The 20,813-nt window shown below is 64.9% G+C and carries 19 protein-coding genes; 12 read left to right on the top strand and 7 right to left on the bottom strand.

Features of this window, described 5'->3' with window-relative positions:
- Positions 1–53: 53 nt before the first annotated feature.
- On the top strand, positions 54–1,733 hold the full coding sequence (locus ACO07C_RS23765; protein ID WP_421916608.1) for a formate--tetrahydrofolate ligase: 1,680 nt from the start codon (positions 54–56) through the stop codon (positions 1,731–1,733).
- A 67-nt stretch (positions 1,734–1,800) separates the two neighbouring features.
- Here the strand turns inward: ACO07C_RS23765 and ACO07C_RS23760 are convergent, their stop codons facing one another.
- Positions 1,801–2,448 carry a cysteine hydrolase family protein gene (locus tag ACO07C_RS23760; RefSeq protein ID WP_421916607.1) on the bottom strand — a complete coding sequence of 216 codons (648 nt, stop codon included), beginning with the start codon at positions 2,446–2,448 and terminating at the stop codon, positions 1,801–1,803.
- A gap of 132 nt (positions 2,449–2,580) precedes the next feature.
- Between ACO07C_RS23760 and ACO07C_RS23755 the strand changes: the two genes are divergently transcribed.
- Entirely contained in the window at positions 2,581–3,576 is a 996-nt protein-coding gene (locus tag ACO07C_RS23755) for a GlxA family transcriptional regulator (protein WP_421916606.1), read from the top strand.
- A gap of 5 nt (positions 3,577–3,581) precedes the next feature.
- Here the strand turns inward: ACO07C_RS23755 and ACO07C_RS23750 are convergent, their stop codons facing one another.
- The gene (locus tag ACO07C_RS23750; RefSeq protein ID WP_421916605.1) at positions 3,582–4,139 is read right to left on the bottom strand and encodes a sugar O-acetyltransferase; all 558 of its coding nucleotides are present in this window, start codon (positions 4,137–4,139) and stop codon (positions 3,582–3,584) included.
- 144 nt (positions 4,140–4,283) lie between these two features.
- Between ACO07C_RS23750 and ACO07C_RS23745 the strand changes: the two genes are divergently transcribed.
- Together ACO07C_RS23745 and ACO07C_RS23740 are read left to right on the top strand one after the other, a co-directional pair.
- A complete protein-coding gene (locus ACO07C_RS23745; protein ID WP_421916604.1) occupies positions 4,284–4,745 on the top strand; it encodes a DUF4126 domain-containing protein in 462 nt (153 codons plus the stop codon).
- Positions 4,742–6,118: an FAD-containing oxidoreductase gene (locus ACO07C_RS23740; RefSeq protein ID WP_421916603.1), complete on the top strand. Its 1,377-nt coding sequence runs from the start codon at positions 4,742–4,744 to the stop codon at positions 6,116–6,118. Before ACO07C_RS23745 ends, ACO07C_RS23740 begins: the two co-directional genes overlap by 4 nt.
- Before the next feature lie 126 nt (positions 6,119–6,244).
- Here ACO07C_RS23740 and ACO07C_RS23735 read toward each other — a convergent pair whose 3' ends face one another.
- Entirely contained in the window at positions 6,245–6,658 is a 414-nt protein-coding gene (locus tag ACO07C_RS23735) for a MarR family winged helix-turn-helix transcriptional regulator (protein ID WP_421916602.1), read from the bottom strand.
- Between the two features lie 209 nt (positions 6,659–6,867).
- Here ACO07C_RS23735 and ACO07C_RS23730 point away from each other — a divergent pair, with 209 nt between their 5' ends.
- The 3 genes from ACO07C_RS23730 (at position 6,868) to ACO07C_RS23720 (ending at position 11,745) form a co-directional block, all read left to right on the top strand.
- On the top strand, positions 6,868–9,267 hold the full coding sequence (locus tag ACO07C_RS23730; protein ID WP_421916601.1) for a membrane-bound PQQ-dependent dehydrogenase, glucose/quinate/shikimate family: 2,400 nt from the start codon (positions 6,868–6,870) through the stop codon (positions 9,265–9,267).
- Positions 9,268–9,436: 169 nt separating this feature from the next.
- The gene (locus ACO07C_RS23725) at positions 9,437–10,606 is read left to right on the top strand and encodes an MFS transporter (protein WP_421916600.1); all 1,170 of its coding nucleotides are present in this window, start codon (positions 9,437–9,439) and stop codon (positions 10,604–10,606) included.
- Between the two features lie 83 nt (positions 10,607–10,689).
- Complete coding sequence (locus ACO07C_RS23720) at positions 10,690–11,745, top strand: peptidase M14 (RefSeq protein WP_421916599.1); 1,056 nt, start codon at positions 10,690–10,692, stop codon at positions 11,743–11,745.
- Between the two features lie 171 nt (positions 11,746–11,916).
- On the opposite strand, the gene ACO07C_RS23715 is transcribed toward ACO07C_RS23720, so the two are convergent.
- Positions 11,917–12,687 carry an isocitrate lyase/PEP mutase family protein gene (locus ACO07C_RS23715; protein WP_421916598.1) on the bottom strand — a complete coding sequence of 257 codons (771 nt, stop codon included), beginning with the start codon at positions 12,685–12,687 and terminating at the stop codon, positions 11,917–11,919.
- Positions 12,688–13,013: 326 nt separating this feature from the next.
- Between ACO07C_RS23715 and ACO07C_RS23710 the strand changes: the two genes are divergently transcribed.
- Both ACO07C_RS23710 and ACO07C_RS23705 read left to right on the top strand, forming a co-directional pair.
- Positions 13,014–15,218 carry an anthranilate synthase gene (locus ACO07C_RS23710; protein WP_421916597.1) on the top strand — a complete coding sequence of 735 codons (2,205 nt, stop codon included), beginning with the start codon at positions 13,014–13,016 and terminating at the stop codon, positions 15,216–15,218.
- A 4-nt stretch (positions 15,219–15,222) separates the two neighbouring features.
- On the top strand, positions 15,223–16,170 hold the full coding sequence (locus tag ACO07C_RS23705) for a cation diffusion facilitator family transporter (RefSeq protein ID WP_421916596.1): 948 nt from the start codon (positions 15,223–15,225) through the stop codon (positions 16,168–16,170).
- Positions 16,171–16,360: 190 nt separating this feature from the next.
- Here ACO07C_RS23705 and ACO07C_RS23700 read toward each other — a convergent pair whose 3' ends face one another.
- Positions 16,361–17,446, bottom strand: coding sequence for a hypothetical protein (locus ACO07C_RS23700; protein ID WP_421916595.1), 1,086 nt, complete (start codon positions 17,444–17,446; stop codon positions 16,361–16,363).
- Between the two features lie 97 nt (positions 17,447–17,543).
- Here ACO07C_RS23700 and ACO07C_RS23695 point away from each other — a divergent pair, with 97 nt between their 5' ends.
- From ACO07C_RS23695 to ACO07C_RS23685, 3 genes are read left to right on the top strand one after another with little or no spacing between them, the layout of a single operon-like run.
- Positions 17,544–17,975 (top strand): hypothetical protein, encoded by a 432-nt coding sequence (locus tag ACO07C_RS23695; RefSeq protein WP_421917590.1) that lies wholly within the window; start codon positions 17,544–17,546, stop codon positions 17,973–17,975.
- 53 nt (positions 17,976–18,028) lie between these two features.
- Positions 18,029–18,808 carry an SDR family NAD(P)-dependent oxidoreductase gene (locus ACO07C_RS23690; protein ID WP_421916594.1) on the top strand — a complete coding sequence of 260 codons (780 nt, stop codon included), beginning with the start codon at positions 18,029–18,031 and terminating at the stop codon, positions 18,806–18,808.
- 49 nt (positions 18,809–18,857) lie between these two features.
- Positions 18,858–19,166: a putative quinol monooxygenase gene (locus ACO07C_RS23685; RefSeq protein WP_421916593.1), complete on the top strand. Its 309-nt coding sequence runs from the start codon at positions 18,858–18,860 to the stop codon at positions 19,164–19,166.
- A gap of 35 nt (positions 19,167–19,201) precedes the next feature.
- Here the strand turns inward: ACO07C_RS23685 and ACO07C_RS23680 are convergent, their stop codons facing one another.
- Entirely contained in the window at positions 19,202–20,485 is a 1,284-nt protein-coding gene (locus ACO07C_RS23680; protein ID WP_421916592.1) for an MFS transporter, read from the bottom strand.
- On the bottom strand, positions 20,482–20,811 hold the full coding sequence (locus tag ACO07C_RS23675; RefSeq protein ID WP_421916591.1) for a hypothetical protein: 330 nt from the start codon (positions 20,809–20,811) through the stop codon (positions 20,482–20,484). Before ACO07C_RS23675 ends, ACO07C_RS23680 begins: the two co-directional genes overlap by 4 nt.
- Between the last annotated feature and the right edge of the window lie 2 nt (positions 20,812–20,813).

Below are 20,813 nucleotides of genomic sequence, written 5' to 3'. Positions count from 1 at the left end.
TGCGATAGAGATCAACCCGTCCCCTCCACCGACCAATCTGAAGGAAAGCCGTCATGGCCGAAGTGAAGTCCGACATCGAGATCGCGCGCGGCGCCAAGAAGAAGCAGATCCAGGAGATCGGCCAGAAGATCGGCATCCCGACCGAACATCTGCTGCCCTACGGCCACGACAAGGCGAAGATCTCCGCCGAGTTCATCAAGTCGGTAAAGGGCAACAAGGACGGCAAGCTGATCCTCGTTACCGCCATCAACCCGACGCCGGCCGGCGAAGGCAAGACAACCACCACGGTCGGCCTCGGTGATGGCCTCAACCGCATCGGCAAGAAGGCCATCGTCTGCATCCGCGAGGCCTCGCTCGGCCCGAATTTCGGCGTCAAGGGCGGTGCCGCCGGCGGCGGCTACGCGCAGGTCGTGCCTATGGAGGACATGAACCTCCACTTCACCGGCGACTTCCACGCCATCACCACGGCGCACAACCTGTTGTCGGCCCTGATCGACAACCACATCTATTGGGGCAATGAACTCGGCATCGACACGCGCCGCGTCGTGTGGCGCCGCGTCATGGACATGAACGACCGCGCATTGCGCGAAATCATCTGCTCGCTCGGCGGCGTCGCCAACGGTTTCCCGCGCGAAGGCGGCTTCGACATCACCGTCGCCTCGGAAGTGATGGCCATCCTTTGCCTCGCCACCGACCTCAAGGACCTGGAAAAGCGCCTCGGCGACATCATCGTCGCCTATCGCCGCGACAAGTCGCCGGTCTATGCCCGTGACCTCAAGGCCGACGGCGCCATGGCCGTGCTGCTCAAGGACGCCATGCAGCCCAACCTCGTGCAGACGCTGGAGAACAACCCTGCTTTCGTGCATGGCGGCCCGTTCGCCAACATCGCGCATGGCTGCAACTCGGTCGTCGCCACCACGACGGCGCTGAAGCTCGCCGACTATGTCGTCACCGAAGCCGGCTTCGGCGCCGATCTCGGTGCTGAAAAGTTCTTCGACATCAAGTGCCGCAAGGCGGGCCTGAAGCCGGCGGCCGCCGTCATCGTCGCCACAGTGCGCGCCATGAAGATGAATGGCGGCGTCAAGAAGGAAGACCTTGGCAAGGAAAACGTCGAGGCGGTGAAGAAGGGCTGCGCCAACCTTGGCCGCCACATCGAGAACATCCGCCAGTTCGGCGTGCCGGCGGTGGTCGCCATCAACCACTTCTATTCCGACACCGACGCCGAAATCCAGGCGATGAAAGAGTACGTCGCCTCGATGGGCGAAGAGGCGATCCTGTGCAAGCATTGGGCCAATGGCTCGGCCGGTATCGAGGATCTCGCCAACAAGGTGGTGGCACTGGCCGAGTCCGGCGCCTCGCAGTTCGCGCCGCTCTATCCCGATGAAATGCCGCTGTTCGAGAAGATCAACACCATCGTCCAGCGCATCTATCGCGGTTCGGAGGCCATCGCCGACAAGTCGGTGCGCGACCAGCTCAAGGCCTGGGAAGACGCCGGCTACGGCAAATTGCCGGTCTGCATGGCCAAGACCCAGTACTCGTTCTCGACCGACCCGAACCTGCGCGGCGCGCCGACCGGCCACACCGTGCCCGTCCGCGAGGTCAGGCTCTCGGCCGGCGCCGGCTTCGTCGTCGTCATCTGCGGCGAGGTCATGACCATGCCCGGCCTGCCCAAGGCGCCGTCCTCGGAAAAGATCTTCCTCAACGAAGCCGGCCAGATCGAAGGCCTGTTCTAGGACTATCCAGGACGACAAACGACAAGGGCGCCGCGGCAACGCGACGCCCTTTCTGTTTCCGGAGATTCTACGCAGCGTTGCGCGCCAATGCCCGCTGGTTGGAAGCATGGATCGTATCGCGCTTTGGCAAGGCGCCGGTCTTCAGGCACTCGACCCATTCGGCGGTCTTGAGCACCGCCGCGAAGCGCGACTGCAGGATAACGGTCACGACGCGGTGGATCTCCTCGGCTGACGCATAGCCGGCGCTGTTGGCGTAGGGCAGCGAGCCGGTCGCGTCGGACAGGAACTCGACGGCAAACCCCATATGCACGGCGTGGATGATGGTCGACAGGTCGCAATTATGCGTCATGTAGCCGACGACCGTGATCGTATCGATGGCGTTGGCGCGCAGCCACTCTTCGAGGTCCGTGCCGGTAAAGGCGGAAGGCAGGTTCTTCTCGACATAATGGTCGCGGTGCCGGCTGGCGATTTCGGGGTGCAGCTCACCGCCATGGCTGCCCTTGGCGAAGATCGGCGACGTCTCGGGAGCCATCTGCTTGATCACGACCACCTTGACGCCAGCCTCCGTGGCGGCATCCATCGCGCCAGCCACATTGACGACGCTGTCCCGGAACGGCGGATGCTGGATGGCGAGATTGCCGCCATCATAGTCGTTCTGGACATCGATGACGATGAGCGCGCGGCGCGGTGCCTTGCCGTTGACTGGTTCCGACATGGTGGTTGTCCTTTCCCGTGGGCTTGATTGGATTGGGTAAGGATAGAGCCGGCGGCGCGCGGCCGAAAGTGGCCTGATTGACATCATACGAAAGAATTGGGACAATCGGATTTCACGTTCCTTGGTGCCCATATGTCCAATCCAGTTATTGCCGTCCTTGCCTTCGACGGCATCAGCCCGTTCCATCTGTCCGTTCCATGCCTTGTCTTCGGCGAGGACAGGACGGCGCTTGGTCTGCCGCGCTTTGATTTCCGCATCTGCGCGCTCAAGGCCGGCCCCATCCATACCGAAGCCGGACTGACCGTCACCGCGCCGCATGGGCTGGACGGGCTCGACGGCGCCGAGATCGTTATCGTCCCAAGCTGGCATGATCTCGACGAGCCGCCATCGCCGCCGCTGGTGGAGGCGCTGCGCCGGGCGCACCGGCGGGGTGCGTTGATTGTCGGCCTGTGTCTCGGCACCTTTGCCATTGCCGCTGCCGGCCTGCTTTCGGGGCGCCGTGCCGCGACGCACTGGGCGTACTGCGATCAACTTCAGCGGCTGCATCCCGATATCGCTGTCGATGCCGCGGTGCTCTATGTCGACAATGGCGATATCGTGACCTCGGCCGGCGTAGCCGCCGGCCTCGACTGCTGTCTCCACATCGTGCGAGCGCGCTATGGCGCCGAAGCGGCACTTCGGCTTGCGCGCCAGATTGTGCTTTCCCCGCACCGGCAGGGCGGGCAGGCGCAATTCATCGAGCATCCGGTGGCAAGGGGCGCGGACGCCGACCGTTTCACCCAGGCTCTCGACGCGGTTCGCGCGACGCTGGGCGAGACGCACAGCCTGGACAGCGTCGCCGAGGCGGCCGGCCTGACCCGGCGCACCTTCACCCGCCGCTTTCAGAAATCCATCGGCACCAGCTTCGGCGATTGGCTGACCGGCCAGCGGATTGAACTGGCGCAGCGTCTGCTGGAAGCCACGGATAAGTCCATGGACATCGTGGCCTTTGAAGCCGGCTTCGGCAGCGCCACGTCGCTGCGCCAGCATTTCGCCGCGAGGCTGAGGACGTCGCCGGCGCAATACCAGCGCGAATTCTCCAGGCGAGCCGATCAGCACGAGCCGATGGCGCACACGCTCGCGTCCTGATCTGCTCAACCGCGTCCGAGCGGCCGCGCGGGATTGCCGACGACGGTGGTATTGGCAGGTACGTCGCGGGTCACCACCGCACCCGCGCCCACGATGGCGCCCTCGCCTATGGTCACGCCGCCGAGGATGATGGCGCCGCCGCCGATCCAGGCGCTGGCGCCGATCTCGACCGGCCTGGCGATCTCCAGCCCTGCTTGCCGCCCGACCGCTTCCTTGTGATGTTCGGCGCAGTAGATCTGCACATTGGGGCCGAGGAGCGTCCCCTTGCCGATGCGAACCGTCGCCGTGTCCAGTATGGTGCAGCCGGCATTGAGGAAGACGCCGTCGCCGAGATGGATGTTGAAGCCATAGGCGCAGTGGAACGGCGCCTCGATACGGGCGCGTTCGCCCGCACCGCCAAGCAGTGCCTTAAGGGTCGGCCCCAGGTTGCCGCGCTGACGGGGCGGGAGGGAATTGTGCTCGAACACCGCATCCGCGGCGGCACCGCGCAGCGCTTCCAGCTCGGCGTCGAGGCAAGTATACCAAGCACCCTGAGCCATCCTTGCGCGCTCGCTGTCAGCCATGCCGTGCCCTCCTGTTGTCCCGCACGCAGAACACACTCCGTGCTGGCGGGAAAGCGCCACGAGCGACTTCGCCGCTGGTCAAATGCGGGGCTTATGTTAGCTTGCCTTTGCTGGACTTGGCGTCCGGCATGGAGGGGACAAACCATGCTGTACATTCTTGCACTGCTGATCGGCGTCATCGCCGGACTGCGCACCATGACGGCGCCGGCCGCCATTGCCTGGGGCGCCTGGCTCGGCTGGCTGCCAGTTGCCGGCACATGGGCAAGCTTCGTGGGCCACTGGGCCACCGTCGGCATCTTCACCATCCTGGCCCTCGCCGAACTGGTCGCCGATCAGTTGCCGTCGACACCGAGCCGGAAAACCCCGCCGCAATTCGGTGCGCGCATCATCATGGGCGCCTTCACCGGCGCGGTCATCGGCGCTACCGGCGGTTCCACCATCGGGGGCCTCGTCGCCGGCGTCATCGGCGCTGTCATCGGTACGCTGGGCGGCGCCGAAGCACGCGCCCGGCTGGCGGACGCCTTCGGCAAGGACCAGCCCGCCGCCTTCATCGAGGACGCGGTGGCGATCATCTGCGGCCTGCTGATCGTGGCCGCGCTGAGATGACGGCAAAGGCGTTCGACGCCATCATCATCGGCTGCGGCCAGGCCGGCCCGCCGCTGGCCGGGCGCCTTTCGGCGGCCGGCATGAGCGTCGCGCTGATCGAGCGCAAGCTGGTCGGCGGCACCTGCGTCAACACCGGCTGCATGCCCACCAAGACCATGGTCGCAAGCGCCTATGCCGCGCATCTGGCTCGGCGTGCGGCGGATTATGGCGTGACGTTCCCTGGTCCCCTCGGGGTTGATTATCAGCGGATCAAGGCGCGCAAGGACAAGGTGTCGAACGACGCCCGTACCGGGCTGGAGGCCTGGATCGCCGGCTTGGACAATTGCACGCTCTATCGCGGCCATGCGCGTTTCGAATCCGCCTACACGGTGCGTGTCGGCGATGACCTGCTGACGTCCGAAAAAATCTTCCTCAACACCGGCGGCCGAGCCTCGGTGCCCGACCTGCCCGGCATCCACGACATCGACTACCTGACCAATTCGTCGATGATGGATCTCGACGTGCTGCCGCGCCATCTCGTGGTCGTCGGCGGCAGCTACATCTCACTCGAATTCGCGCAGATGTTCCGCCGCTTCGGCTCCGAGGTCACGGTCATCGAGAAGGCGCCCCGGCTGACCGGCCGCGAGGACGAGGACGTCTCGGCCGCCATCCTGTCGATCCTCGAAAACGAAGGCATCGTCGTCCACACCGGTGCCGACGACATCGGCTTCGCCAGACAAAGCGGGGATGTTACCGTGACCTTCTCGGCTGGCAAGCCACCGGCGGTTGGGTCGCACGTGCTGCTGGCGCTTGGCCGGGTCCCCAACACCGACGATCTCGGCCTCGACAAGGCCGGCGTCGAACTCGACAAGCGCGGATTCGTCACCGTTGACGACCAGTTGCGCACCAGCGTGCCCGGCATCTGGGCAATGGGCGACTGCAACGGCAAGGGCGCCTTCACCCACACCTCCTACAACGACTACGAGATCGTCGCCGCCAACCTGCTCGACAACGATCCGCGAAAGGTCAGCGATCGCATCGAAGCCTATGCGCTCTACATCGATCCGCCGCTCGGCCGCTGCGGCATGACCGAGACGGCGGTGCGCAAGTCAGGGCGCCCCGCGCTGGTCGGCCAGCGGCCGATGACCCGTGTCGGCCGTGCCGTCGAAAAAGGCGAGACGCAAGGCTTCATGAGGATACTGGTGGATGCCGAGAGCCGGCAGATCCTTGGCTGCTCGGTGCTTGGCCCCGGCGGCGACGAGGCGGTGCATTGCGTGCTCGACCTCATGTACGCCAAGGCGCCCGTCGACACGCTCGCGCGTGCGGTACACATTCACCCCACCGTCTCGGAGCTTTTGCCCACCATCGCGCAGGAGCTGAAGCCGCTGGTCTGATGCATGTCGCCCAAGGCTGCGCCCCGGCTTTGTCGCCCAAAAGTGCGCGCGGTTTTGGGGAAACGACATGCATAAAACCAAGACTTGAAGCGCGTCGCATGAGCCTTCGACGCGCTTCAGGCGCTCCTACTCCGCGTCCTCTTGCGCGACCAGCATCGTCTCGAGCCGCTCCAGCACGCCAACCGAATTTCGCAATTCGGCGTCGCCGACATCCTTGAGCAGGTCGGCCCGCAGCACCGCCAGGAGGCGTTCGATCTCGGTCACCCGGCTGCGCCCGGCATCGGTCAGCGACAGGATCTTCGCCCGCCGGTCGGCGGGATCCTCGGCGCGTGTCACCAGCCCTTCTTCCATCAAGAGGTCGACGATGCGAACCAGTGACGGGCCCTCGAAGCCCAGCTGATCGGCAAGCACGCCCTGGCGGATGTTGTCGCCGAGCCGCGACAGCATCACCAGCGGCATGGCGGTGGCATGCGACAGGCCGCAATCGTCGAGCGCCTTGTCGGCGGCGCGACGCCACAGCCTGGCGACTGAGATAACCAATAGGCCAAATCTGGCACGATCCGGGTCTTGCTTGGACATGGCAATACAGATAGCATGCTATCTATTAGGTTGCGATAAAATTCTTTTCCTGGCGAAGCCCCCGTCGCCTAAACCGGAAGCCGACGACCTCACATCCCAGATCGCCCTGACGGCCCTTTAAGCCGCCGCGACCGCGAGGCGCCCGCATCCGGACAAGCGTGAGGATCGACATGTCAGAACAAGATTCCAACAGATCCGGCGGCATCTGGCTGCTCGTGCTTTTCGGCCTGGTCCTGATGATCATCGGCCTGCCGCTGCTGTATGGCGGCGTTCAACTGGTCGGCCTCGGCGGCTCCTGGTACTACGCGGCGGCCGGTGTCGGCATCATCATTTCCGGTTTCCTCTTCGTCTTGCGCCGGCAGGCGGGCTTCTGGCTCTACATTTTGGTCTTCCTCGCCACCATCGCCTGGGCGCTCTGGGAAGCCGGCCTGAATTTCTGGCCGCTGGTGCCACGTCTGGTCGCGCCCGCCGTGCTCGCGGTCGTCGCCCTTCTGCTGGCGCCGCTGTTTCCGTCATCGCGTGGCGGCAAGCGGGGTCCCTTTGCCTTCGCCGGCCTTCTCGTGCTGGCGCTGATCGCAACCGGGACCTATGCCTTTCAGCCACATGGGGTGATCCGCGACACGGTGGCTGCAACCACCACCGCGCCCGTTCCGGTCGCCGCGACGTCGAACGCCGACTGGCGCCATTACGGCCGCACGCCCGCCGGCACGCGATATGCGCCGATCGACCAGATCAACAAGGACAATGTGAAAGACCTGAAGGTCGCCTGGACTTTCCGGACCGGCGATATCCCGACCAAGGGCGCGGAAGACCAGAACACGCCGCTGCAGGTGGGCGACACCGTCTACACCTGCTCTTCGCATAACATCGTCAATGCGCTCAATGCCGAGACCGGCGAACCGCGCTGGAAATTCGATCCCAAGGCGTCGGCGCCGCTGTGGCAGCGCTGCCGTGGCGTGAGCTACTACGAGACCAGTGCCGTGGCGACGGACCCCGCCGCCGAGGGCACCACGACGACGGCACCAGCCCCCGCATCGGCGGCATGCGCCGGCCGCATCGTCATGACGACCATCGATGCCCGGCTGATGGAGATCGACGCCAAGACCGGCCAGCCCTGCCAGGAGTTCGGCCAGGGCGGCAGCGTCGACCTCAAGCAGGGCATGGGCGAGGTCAAGCCCGGCTTCTACTTCCAGACCTCGGCCCCCACCGTCATGCGCGACCTCATCATGATCGGCGGCTGGGTCTGGGACAATGTCGAGACGGGCGAACCGTCCGGCGCCATCCGCGCCTTCAGCGCCAGGACCGGCGAACTGGTCTGGGCATGGGACCTCGGCAATCCCGCCATCACCAAGCTTCCGCCCGCAGGCCAGAGCTACACGCGCGGCACGCCCAACGTCTGGTCGACGCCGAGCTATGACGACGCGCTCGGCCTCGTCTATCTGCCGACCGGCAACGCCACGCCGGATTTCTTCGGCGGCGAACGCAGCAAGGCGGCGGAAGATTACACCGCCTCGGTCGTGGCGCTCGACATCGCCACTGGCCGCGAGCGCTGGAAATTCCAGACCGTGCATCACGATCTGTGGGACTACGACCTCCCCTCGCAGCCGGCCCTCTATGACGTGCCGGACGGCAAGGGCGGCAAGGTGCCGGCGCTGATCCAGGTGACCAAGCGCGGCCAGATCTTCATGCTCGATCGCCGCGACGGCAAGCCGATCGCCGAGGTGCGGGAAAAGCCGGTGCCACGGACTGGCGGCGCCAAGGAAGATTTCCTGTCGCCGACCCAGCCCTATTCGGTCGGAATGCCTTCAATCGGCACCGAGCCCTTCACCGAAGCCCGCATGTGGGGTGCCACCCCCTTCGACCAGCTCTACTGCCGCATCGGCTTCAGGAAGCTGCGCTATGATGGCGAGTTCACGCCGCCAGGTCTTACTCGATCGCTGCAATATCCCGGCTATTATGGCGGCATGAATTGGGGAAGCGCCTCTGTCGACGAGGCGAATGGCACCCTGATCGTAAACGATATCCGCATGCCGCAATTCGTGCAGTTGCTGCCGCGCGCGCAGGCCGACACCTATGGCCCGTCGGCCGCTCATGACGGGCTGGGAACACAGCTCGGCACGCCCTACGGAGCGCTGAAAAACGGCTTCATGTCGCCGCTCGGCGTGCCCTGCCACCAGCCGCCATACGGCACCATCAGCGCCATCGACCTGAACACGCGCAAGCTCGTCTGGCAGGTGCCCGCGGGCACGCTGCAGGACACCGGCCCGCTCGGAATGAAGACCGGCCTGCCGATCCCCGTTGGCATGCCCTCGCTCGGTGGGCCGATAACCACGGCCGGCGGGCTCGTCTTCTATGCCGGCACGCAGGACTACTATCTGCGCGCCATCGACGTCGCCACCGGCGAGGAACTCTGGAAAGGCCGGCTGCCGGTCGGCGCGCAGGCGACACCGATGACCTACACCTCGCCGGAAAGCGGCCGCCAGTTTGTCGTTGTTTCGGCCGGGGGCGCGCGCCAGTCCCCCGACCGCGGCGACTACATCATCGCCTATGCCTTGCCGAAAAAGGACTGAGCCGGGAAAGCTCGCCTTTCTTCCATGGATGAACCGAAGCGGGGCGCGCGGGCGCCCCGTTTCATCTCTGCCCTTGACTTTCTGCATTGCTGCATTGCGGCAATGTGTATTGCGCACAGCGGGCATCCTCGCGCAGTCTCCGATTGAACCGATTCATTCTGGACGTCCCATGCCCCTGCCGATCCTTGCGCTTGCCATCGCGTCCTTCTGCATCGGCACCACCGAATTCGTCATCATGGGCCTGCTGCCGGAGGTCGCCGCCGACCTCCACGTGACGATCCCGGCCGCCGGCCTTCTGGTCACCGGCTATGCGCTGGGTGTCGTCTTCGGCGCGCCGATCGTCGCGATGGCCACCGCGCATCTGCCGCGCAAGCCGGTGCTGGTCGGGCTGACCGCTTCGTTCGTCGTTGGCAACCTGCTTTGCGCTATCGCGCCCGACTATTGGACACTGATGGCCGCGCGCGTCTTCACCGCCTTTGGCCACGGCGCATTTTTCGGCATCGGTTCGGTGGTCGCGGCGAGTCTTGTGCCGCGCAACAAGCGCGCCAGCGCCATGGCACTCATGTTCGCCGGACTGACGCTGTCCAACATTCTGGGCGTCCCCGCGGGCACCGCCCTTGGCGAAGCCTTCGGCTGGCGCTCCACCTTCATCGCCGTGGTCGGCATCGGACTGCTCTCGGTGGCGGCCATCGCGTGGCTGGTGCCAGCCGATGTCGCCGAGCCGAGCGGCGGCGGCCTGCGCGGCGAGCTACGCGTTCTGCGCAAGCTGCAGGTATGGCTGGCGATGCTGATCGCGGCCTTGGCCTCGGCCAGCCTGTTCGCAGTCTTCACCTACATCAAGCCCTACCTCACCGAAGTATCCGGTCTCTCCACCGCCGCCGTCACCTGGGTGCTCCTGCTGTTTGGCGCCGGCATGACCATCGGCAACATCATCGGCGGCCGGCTGGCCGACTGGAAGCTGATGCCGACGGTGATCGGCACGCTTTTGTTGATGGCCGTGCTGTTTGTCTTCTTCATGGAGTTCGGCGCGATCGCAAGCGTCGCCATCGGCATCGTCTTCCTGTGGGGGCTGCTGATCTTCGTCGTCGTGCCGCCCTTGCAGATCCGCGTCGTCGAGGCGGCATCCGAGGGGCCGAATCTCGCGGCCACGCTGAACCAGGGCGCGTTCAATGTCGGCAATGCCAGCGGTGCCTGGATCGGCGGCGTCGCGCTGTCCTGGGGCGTCTCCTACGCCAACCTGCCACTGGTCGGCGCGGCCCTCGCCTTGCTGGCGGTCACGGTCGCGGTGCTGTCGCAGACGCTGGATCGCCGCATGCCGGTGGCGCAACCCGCCGAATAGTGCGCCCATGGTCAGACAGACTGGACCACTCGACAACGGCCCCGTCGAGGGGCATGTCTCTCCCCCTGCCGAAGGAGGATGTCATGCAGAAATCGATCGAACGCGTCGCCGGCGAAGCCGAGGGCGTCTCCTACGAATTTCCGGTGTTCCGGTTCGCGGGAACCGACAAATCAGCGCCCTCGGCCTACCTGCAGGCAGCCCTCCATGCAGGCGAACTGCCGGGCGTCGTCGCCATCGACGCACTGATGCCGATGCTCGACAAGGCTGAAGCCGAAGGCCGCATCAAGGGCTCCTTGACGATCGTGCCCTGGGCCAATCCGATCGGTCGCGCCCAGTATCATTTCGGCGAACATCAGGGTCGCTTCCATCTGGGCACCCGCACCAATTTCAACCGCGGCTTTCCGCTGTTGCCCGCGCCGGATGTCGCGCTTTTGCCGGACACCACGCTTGCCACGGCGGACCAGCGGCTGAAGACCCGGCTGGTGCAGTTGTCGCTCGGCCACGACATCGTGCTCGACCTGCATTGCGACGATGAGGGCCTCGCTTATCTCTACATCCACACCAGCCTGTGGCCGGCCATGGCCGACTGCGCCGCCGCCATGGGCGTCGATGGGGTGCTTCTGTGGAGCGAAGACACCGATGGCACGTTCGAGGGTGCGGCGATCATGCCCTATCAGAACGCGGCGGCCGATGTGGCGAAGTTCGACCGCCGCGTCGCCACCACGGTCGAATATCGCGGCATCCTCGATGTTGACGGCGCCCTGGCCGCCGCCGACGCCGAAGGCCTCTATCGCCTGCTGGTGACGCGCGGCGTGATCGCCGATCCGGCTGTGCCCGCGCCCGGCCCGTTCAAGGGCGTCGTGGCCCCGCTCGAGAACATCGACATGATGCCGGCGCCCAGGGCTGGCGCCGTCCTCTATGATGTGAAGCCCGGCGATCGTGTCGCCAAGGGCGCGCGCCTCGCCACCGTCGTCCATACGCCGGGCGAGGCCGGCGGCCGCACGGAAGTGCTCGCGCCGCAGGACGGCATCATCCTGACCCGCCGCTCGCGCCGCATCATCCGCGCCGGCGAGGATCTCCTGAAGCTGGTCGGCGACAAGAAGAGCGCCGACGCCAGGTCCGGGACGCTGGAGGACTGAGGCATCCGACCCTCAAATCGAAATGCTCAAGGGCGCGTTGATATTCAGGTCAGGCCGAGTCGAAAACAGTGGTTTCCGAGAACCGGAGCGGAGCGTACTTAAAGTACGTGAGCACCGGCAGAGCAGGAAACCGCTGTTTGCAGGCCGGCATCACCTGAATATCAGCATGCCCTAGCCCGAGATCGCCAACCGCGCCTTTGCCTCCAGCCATTCGGCCATCTGCCGGTAAGGCACCGGGCCATGGCTCACGCGGGCTACGCCAAGTTCGGCAAGCCGCTGGCGCGGCGGCACATGCGCCAGCGCGATGATGTTGACCGGCAGGTTCGTCGCATTGCAGAGCGTCTCGATCAGCCCCTCGTCGCCGAGACCTGGAGCGAAGAAGCCGTGCGCGCCGGCTTCTTCGAAGGCCTCTGCCCGCTCGATGGCCTGGTCGAGCAGCACATCATCATGCGCATCCGGCTTGGCTTTGAGGAAAATATCGGTTCGTGCGTTGATGAAGGCGGGGATGCCCGAGGCCTTCACGGCAGCGGCAGCGGCTTCGATGCGTCTTACCTGGACAGAGATGTCGTGCAGGCCGCTGCCGCCAACGACCTGGTCTTCGAAATTGAACCCAATCGCGCCGGCCCGCAACGCCAGCGTTACCGTGCGGGCAACGAATTCCGGGTCGACGCCGTAACCGCCCTCCAGATCCATCGTCACCGGCAAGTCCACGGCGGCCACGATGCGTTTGATGTTGTCGAGTGCGAGTTCAAGCGGGATCTTCTCGCCATCGGCATAGCCGAAGGCGGCCGCGACCGGCCAGCTTCCTGTCGCGATGGCCTTGGCGCCCGCCTTCTCGACGATCTTGGCCGTGCCTGGATCCCAGGCATTGTAGAGGACGACAGGATTTCCCTTGACGTGCAGGGCGTGGAATGCGCGTGCGCGTTCGATTTGGCCGGTCATTGGCATCTTCCCGTCTTTCCGCTGTTGGATGCCAAGACTAGACGGGGCTGCCGGCTTTGACGATGTACCATGACGTGATGAAGCGGCAGCCAACGGACAGACCTTCAAACCTGTTGCGTATCCCGCTTTTCGCGGCTATGGATTTCGCCATGAACATGCGTTCGACCAAGACCATCTGGTGGTGGGCCTGCTGACAGCGGCCTGTTCGATCGCGTGCGCGTGAAAATAGAAGGTGGCCGCAACGGAATGTCCGGGCGGCCATTTGTTTTTTCCAAGCCAAATCCCGGGTTCGTTGCCCCAAGAAGCTGAAAATACCCAAGACGCTGATGGAGACGGCAATGACGACGATGAAAGTTCTCGAAAACGGCGCCGAGCGTTTCGTGACCGCGGGTGGCGTGACCATCACCCGGGAGCGCCATGACCGGCCCTACGAAGGCGCGATCGATGCCTATGTCGACGGGCTGAATTCGCGTCGGGGTGCGGTGTTCTCCTCGAATTACGAATATCCCGGCCGTTACACGCGATGGGACACCGCCATCATCGACCCGCCGCTGGTGATCTCCGCGCGCGGCCGCGCCATGCGCATCGAAGCGCTCAACGGCCGTGGCGAGGCACTGTTGCCGGTCATCGGCCGGACGCTTGGCGGCCTGGCCGATGTGACGATCACCGAAACGTCGAAAAGGCTCATCCGTCTCGATGTCGCCAAGCCCGGCCGCGTCTTCACCGAGGAGGAGCGCAGCCGCGTTCCCTCGGTCTTCACCGTGCTGCGCGCCATCACGGCATTGTTCAAGACCTCGGAAGACGCCAATCTCGGCCTCTATGGCGCCTTCGGCTACGACCTCGCCTTCCAGTTCGATCCGGTCGACTACAAGCTAGAGCGCAAGGAAAGCCAGCGCGACCTCGTGCTGTTCCTGCCCGACGAGATCCTGGTCGTCGACCATTATTCAGCCAAGGCCTGGACCGACCGTTACGACTATTCCGGTGAAGGGTTTTCGACCGAGGGCCTCGCCCGCGACGAGGTCGTCGAGCCGTTCAAGACCGCCGACCGCATCCCGCCGCGCGGCGACCACGAGCCCGGCGAATATGCCAACCTGGTGCGCAAGGCGATGGATTCGTTCAAGCGCGGCGACCTGTTCGAGGTCGTACCCGGCCAGATGTTCTACGAGCGCTGCGAGACCGCGCCGTCGGATATTTCGCGCAAGCTGAAGGCGATCAATCCCTCGCCCTACTCCTTCTTCATCAATCTGGGCGAAGGCGAATTCCTGATCGGCGCCTCGCCGGAAATGTTCGTGCGCGTCAACGGCCGGCGCGTCGAGACCTGCCCGATCTCGGGCACGATCAAGCGCGGCGAGGACGCCATTTCCGACAGCGAGCAGATCCTGAAGCTGCTCAATTCGAAAAAGGACGAGTCCGAACTCACAATGTGCTCGGATGTCGACCGCAACGACAAGTCGCGCGTCTGCGAGCCGGGCTCGGTACGCGTCATCGGCCGCCGCCAGATCGAGATGTATTCGCGCCTGATCCACACCGTTGACCATATCGAGGGCCGGCTGCGCGAGGGCATGGACGCGTTCGACGCGTTTTTGTCGCACGCCTGGGCGGTCACTGTCACCGGCGCGCCAAAATTATGGGCTATGCGTTTCATCGAGCAGAACGAGAAGAGCCCACGGGCCTGGTATGGCGGGGCGATAGGCATGGTCAACTTCAACGGTGACATGAACACCGGCTTGACCTTGCGCACCATCCGCATCAAGGACGGCATCGCCGAGGTGCGCGCCGGCGCCACGCTGCTCTTCGACAGCGTTCCCGAGGAAGAAGAAGCCGAAACCGAACTGAAGGCATCCGCCATGCTCTCCGCCATCCGCGACGCCAAGGCCGGCAACGCCGCCAGCACCGAGCGCACCACCGCGCGCGTCGGCGACGGCGTGAACATCCTGCTGGTCGACCACGAGGACTCCTTCGTCCACACGCTGGCCAACTATTTCCGCCAGACCGGCGCCAATGTATCGACCGTGCGCACGCCGGTGCCCGACGAAGTGTTCGACCGGCTGAAGCCCGACCTCGTCGTGCTCTCGCCCGGCCCCGGCACGCCGAAGGATTTCGACTGTGCCGCCACCATCCGGCGCGCCCGCGCCCGCGATCTGCCGATCTTCGGCGTCTGCCTTGGCCTGCAGGCGCTGGCCGAGGCCTATGGCGGCGAACTCAGGCAGTTGCACATACCGATGCACGGCAAGCCATCGCGCATCCGCGTCTCGAAGCCGGGCATCATCTTCTCCGGCCTGCCCAAGGAGGTCACCGTCGGCCGCTACCACTCGATCTTCGCCGATCCAGTGCGGCTGCCCGATGATTTCATCGTCACGGCGGAGACCGAGGACGGCATCATCATGGCCTTCGAGCACCGCAAGGAACCTATCGCCGCGGTGCAGTTCCACCCGGAATCGATCATGACGCTCGGCCACAATGCCGGCATGCGCATCATCGAGAACATCGTCGCCCATCTGCCGCGCAAGGCCAAGGAAAAGGCCGCCTGACGATATGGTCGAAGCCGGGAACATGATGGCGATCGAAGCGAAGGCGGCGGCCAAGAAGAAGGTGGCGGCGCTCGCCTTCTGGTCGATCATCATTGCGGCCGTCGTGCTCGGCCTCAAGCTCGCCGCCTGGTATCTCACCGGCTCCGTGGCGCTCTATTCCGACGCGCTGGAATCGATCGTCAACGTCATCGCCTCGGTCGCCGCCTTCTGGGCGATCCAGGTTAGCCACAAGCCGGCGGACCAGGATCATCCGTTCGGCCATCACAAGGCCGAGTATTTCTCGGCGGTGCTCGAAGGCGTGCTGATCGTGCTCGCCTCGCTTTTGATCCTCAACGAAGTCTGGCGCTCCTGGCAGACGCCGGCGCCCCTGGAAAAGCCTTGGAACGGCCTTGCCGTCAACGGCGTCGCCACGGCCATCAATGCCTTCTGGGCCTGGACGCTGATCCGCGCCGGCCGTGCGGAAAAGTCCCCGGCGCTGGTTGCCGACGGCAATCACATCATGACCGACGTGGTCACCTCGATCGGCGTCTTCGGCGGCCTGGTCGGCGCCATACTCACCGGCTGGCAGATCCTCGACCCAGCCCTTGCCGTCATCGTGGCGCTCAACATCCTGTGGCAGGGCTGGCATGTCATCGGCTCGTCGATGAACGGGCTGATGGACCGCGCCGTCGATACCGCCGAGCATATGCGTATCCGCGACATCATCTCGGCCAACTGCAAGGGCGCGCTGGAGGTCCACGACCTGAAGACCCGCATCGCCGGCAGGGCCACCTTCATCGAGTTCCATCTGGTCGTCGATGCCGACATGTCAGTGGGCGCCAGCCACGTCATCTGCGACCGCATAGAGGACGCGCTGAGGGCCGAAATCCCCTCCGTGCGCGTCATCATCCATGTCGAGCCCGAGGAAGAAGCCAAGCTGCCCAAGGGCACGACGGCCGTTCCGTTCGCGTAACCTCCCGCTGGCTTGCGATTTGGCAAGGCGTGTCGAGATTCAGGTCAGGCCGAGCCGGGAATGGTGGCTTGCGAGAACCGGAGCGGAGCGGACTTCAAGTACGTGAGCTCAGTTCTACTGCGGCGCAGTAGAGCGGGGAAGCGCAGGAATCCGCCGTTCGCAGGCCGGCATCACCTGAATACCGGCAGGCCTAAGGTGCGCAGGCCGATTGCGGCATAGGCTGCAGGCGGTAGACCTTGTCGTCCGATTTCGTCTTGCCGTCTGCCGCCTTCGAACAGAGATCGACGACGGGCAAGCCGCTGTTGGGGTTGGCCAGCATCATCGTGCCGTCCGCCCCCCTTCGCAGGAAGATCTCCTTCTGCGTGATGTCGCAGGAGAAGTCGCTCATCTTCGCGCTCGCCACGCAGCGCCACTGGTCCGCCTCGCCCTGGCAGGAGTAGGTCTGCGTGACCTTGCCCGACTTCTGCCGCGTGGTCACCGACACCGCGATATCGGCTCCATTTGGCCAGTTCGAGGCATCTCCGTCCCTGGCGAAGGAGGCCAGTTCGACCGGCCCACGGAAAACCCGGATTGATTGGGTAAGCTGGCCGGTATGACCAGCCATATGCGCGTCATCATAGTCGTGGCCGTAGCAGAACGCCTGGTCCGGCTTCAGCCGCTCGCGCAGCGGTGCGCCGAGCGCTGGGTCGATCGGATCGATCCGCGCGAACTCGGCCTTGCAGGTCGCCGACGGCATCGGGTCCAGAAGGAAGCCGTCATCCTCCTTGCCCAGCGCCTGCTTGTTGTACTCGGCGGTGCCGAGTTCTTCTTCCGACCCCGCATCGAGATAGAGATCCGGCTGCACGTCCGAGATGGTCAGGCGGCCCTTGTCGTCGACCTTCAGCGACGCCAGGGTGCGGTCGCAATCCATGCCGCAATGGATGCCGCTCGATTTGTCGTTGGGATCTTGCCTGTTGCACCAGCCACCGGCCCATTCGGGCTTGCTGGCGCCGCGCACGGTCGTGGTCATGAAGGCGTTGTAGGTGTCGGAGCCTGGCGCCGGTTCCTCGTTCGGGCGGCTGACCGGATCGTGGCCATAGTAGAAGAAGATCCGCGCCACCTTCTGCCGCGGGTGCGCCTTGAGATGGGCGGCATCGTAGACGCGACCGAAACAGGCATCCTTGCCGTCCGGGCTGAGCTCGCTGAGCCTTGGCGCATCATCGGCAAGGGCCGCACAGGACAACAGCGCAAGCAGCGCCGCAACGAACCCGGCGCCCAGAACGGCCTTCAACGCCATGTGACCTCTCCTCGCATCGACAGGACGCTGTCCCATTTTATGCTAGGATCGCCCCCGAGACCATGCCATTCGGGCGAACTGGAAGCGGGGCGATATGATGCTGCGGCGAGATATTTTCCGTGGAGCCCTTGCCGGGGCAGGAACGCTTCTCGGCCTGCGCGCGGCGGCGGCCACGGATGAAGAGAAGCCCAAGGTCGCCTACCATCTGAGCGACGTCGACAAGGTCAATTTCGTCCTCGGCAACATCAAGAACCATTATGACGGAACCGGCGGCAATGTCGGGATCGTGCTGGTCGTGCATGGCCCGGCACTTGCCGCTTTCAAGTCCAGGAGCGCCTCCGGAGCCATCTCCAGCAGCTTCTCCGGGCTGACCCGGCAAGGCCTCGACCCTTATGCCTGCGCCAACACAATGCGGAGCATGGAGATAGCGCTGGCCGACCTGCTCGACGGTTTTCAGGCCGCCGACAAGGGCGGCGTCGTCAAGCTCGCCGAACTGCAACGCCAGGGCTATGCGTATCTGCGGCCGTAGTGCACAGTCTTGACCAGACCGGAAAACGGCCGGGCTCATTGGAGGAATTCACAGTGCCGCAGACCACGCTCTCGATCCCCGATCTCGCCGGCAAGGCGGTCCTGGTCACCGGTGCCTCGACCGGCATCGGTGCGGCGCTGGCGCTGGCCTATGCCGCGCAGAAAAGTCGCGTTGCGTTGCACTACAATTCGAGCCGGCAGGCCGCCGAGGCACTGGCCGGCGCCATACGCGACAAGGGCGGCGAGGTGTTCCTCGTCCAGGGCGATTTTTCGGTGCCCGCCGACGTCGAGCGCGTCGCCGAGGACAGCGCCAGGCATTTCGGCCGGCTCGATGGCCTCGTCAACAACGCGGGCGGCATGCTGGGACGTGTGCCTTATGCCGAGCAGACCGAAGCCCATTACGATGCGGTGATGGACCTCAACGCCCGCTCCGTGCTGACAGCCTCGCGCAAGGCGATCCCGTGGTTGAAGAAGCAGGGCGGCTTCATCGTCAACACCTCCTCGATCGCCGCGCGCAATGGCGCGGGCGGCGGCGCCGGACTCTATGGCTCGGCCAAGGCCTTCGTCTCCAACGTGACGCGCGGCATGGCCAAGGAACTGATCGGCTTCGGCATACGCGTCAACGCCGTGGCGCCCGGAACCATCGCCACCCCCTTCCATGAACGCTATTCGACCGACGAACAGATGAAGGGCATGGTCGCCACCATCCCGCAGGGTCGCGCCGGCACTGCCGAGGATTGCGTCGGCGCCTATCTGTTCCTCTCCTCCGATCTCCTGAGCGGCTACATCACCGGCCAGGTGATCGAGGTGAATGGCGGCCAGTTGATGCCTTGAGCGGCAATCTGCATACTCCTGGTCGAGGAAGCTGAAGGGAGACAAAGGGATGTATGGACTGATCGGCAAGATGCGGGCGGCGCGCGGCCAGCGCGACGCGATCATGGACGTCCTGCTCGCCTCCACCACCGACATGCCCGGCTGCCTGAGCTATGTCATCGCCCGGGATCCGGCCGATGCCGACGCCATCTGGGTGACGGAAGTGTGGACCGACGCGGCGAGCCACAAGGCGTCGCTGCAACTGCCGGAAGTCCAGGCGGCCATCGCCAAGGCGCGGCCCATCATCGCCGGCTTCGAATTCCAGGTGGAAACCCATCCGGCAGGCGGCTTCGGCCTGCCTCCCGTCAAGACAGGCTGAAACGGAACAAGCCAACGGCTGCGGATCATCAGTATCTAGGTGTGTTCCAGCGTCGCGCCGCCATCGATCACGAGGCGGATGCGCCCGGCATCGAAGAGCAGCCGCATCTCGCGATATCTAACCAGGTAGCGGGCCACGACGATAGCGGCGGCCAAGCCCGCGAGTGCCGCGACGCCAAGCGCCCAGCGTGGGCCGAAACTGTCGGCCAACCAACCGACGATCGGCGCGCCGATGGGCGTGCCACCGAGTGTGATGGCCAGCAATATGGCCATGACGCGCCCCCGCATGGCCGGTTCTGTCGAGAGCTGCACCAGGCTGATCGTCGAGGTGGTCACGGTCTGCGCGGAAACGCCGATGACGATGAGCGCGAGGCCGAACAGCCATTGGTTCGGCATGAGCGCGGCCAGCCCGAAGCCGAAACCGAAGACCGCCGCCCCCGCCAGCAGGAACACCATGCGGGGCTGCTCGCGACGGGCTGCAAGCAACGCGCCGGCGACCGAGCCTATGGCCATCGTCGACGTCAACAGCCCGTACTCGCTTGCCCCCGCATGAAAGACCGAGACGGACATGGTCGAGATGAAGATCGGAAAGTTCAGCCCGAACGTACCGATCAGGAAGAGCATGAAAAGGATCGCCTTGAGGTCGGGGCGGCCCCAGACATAGGCAAAGCCCTCGACAAGGCTGCCCCGGGTTCGCTTGGCCTTGTCCTTCAGGTGGAGCTCGCCAATGCGCAACAGGCAAAGCGAGGCAAGCACGGCTGCAAATGACACCGCGTTGATGAGGAAGACCCAGCCGGAGCCGACGGACGCGATGAGGGTGCCGGCTACGGCGGGGCCGATCATCCGAGCCGCGTTGAACGATGTGGAGTTCAGCGCGACCGCGTTCGACAAATCGGCCTCTCCGACGAGATCCGAGACGAAGGTCTGGCGCGCCGGCGCGTCGAACGCGGTCGCGCAGCCGAGCAGGAATGCGAACACATAGACGTGCCACAACTGGACGAGCCCGGTGATGGTGAGCAGGCCAAGGCCGAGCGCGAGCAGCCCCATCGCGCTTTGCGTGGCCAGCAGCAACTTTCGCCGGTCGAGATGATCGGCGGCGAAACCCGTCCATGGCAAAAGCAGGATCTGTGGTGCGAATTGCAGCGCCATCACCACGCCCATGGCGGTGGCATTGTTATGGGTCAGTTGGGTCAGCACCACCCAGTCCTGGGCGGTGCGCTGCATCCAGGTTCCGACATTGGACACGATCGCGCCGCCGGCCCAGACCCGGTAGTTGAAGCCGGCCAGTGAACGAAACGTGCCCTTCGCCGGAGTGCTCATCCGTCGGCCGGCGAATTACCGCCGTTGAAGCGGCCGAAGTGGCGCGCCATGAACAATCCGATCAGGAGAGCCCCCAATCCAAGTGCTACGACATCGGCCGTGGAGCGCAGATCGAAGTCACCGACACGGATCACCAGGAGATACCCGATCACCAGATTCAGAAATCCCCACAGGAGATTGACGGTCGAGGACGAATGCCCCTCGCCGCGCGGCGTGGCAAAGGGGCTTTGGAAGGTTCGCCCCATGACCCCGCTGACAAAATGCGGCACGGCATTCGTCAGGAAAGCGCCGCCAAACAGATAGGATACGTAGTCTATCCATTGCATCC

Source organism: Mesorhizobium sp. (assembly GCF_965229135.1).
GTDB lineage: Bacteria > Pseudomonadota > Alphaproteobacteria > Rhizobiales > Rhizobiaceae > Mesorhizobium.
This window is presented reverse-complemented; position numbering and strand designations above follow the sequence as displayed.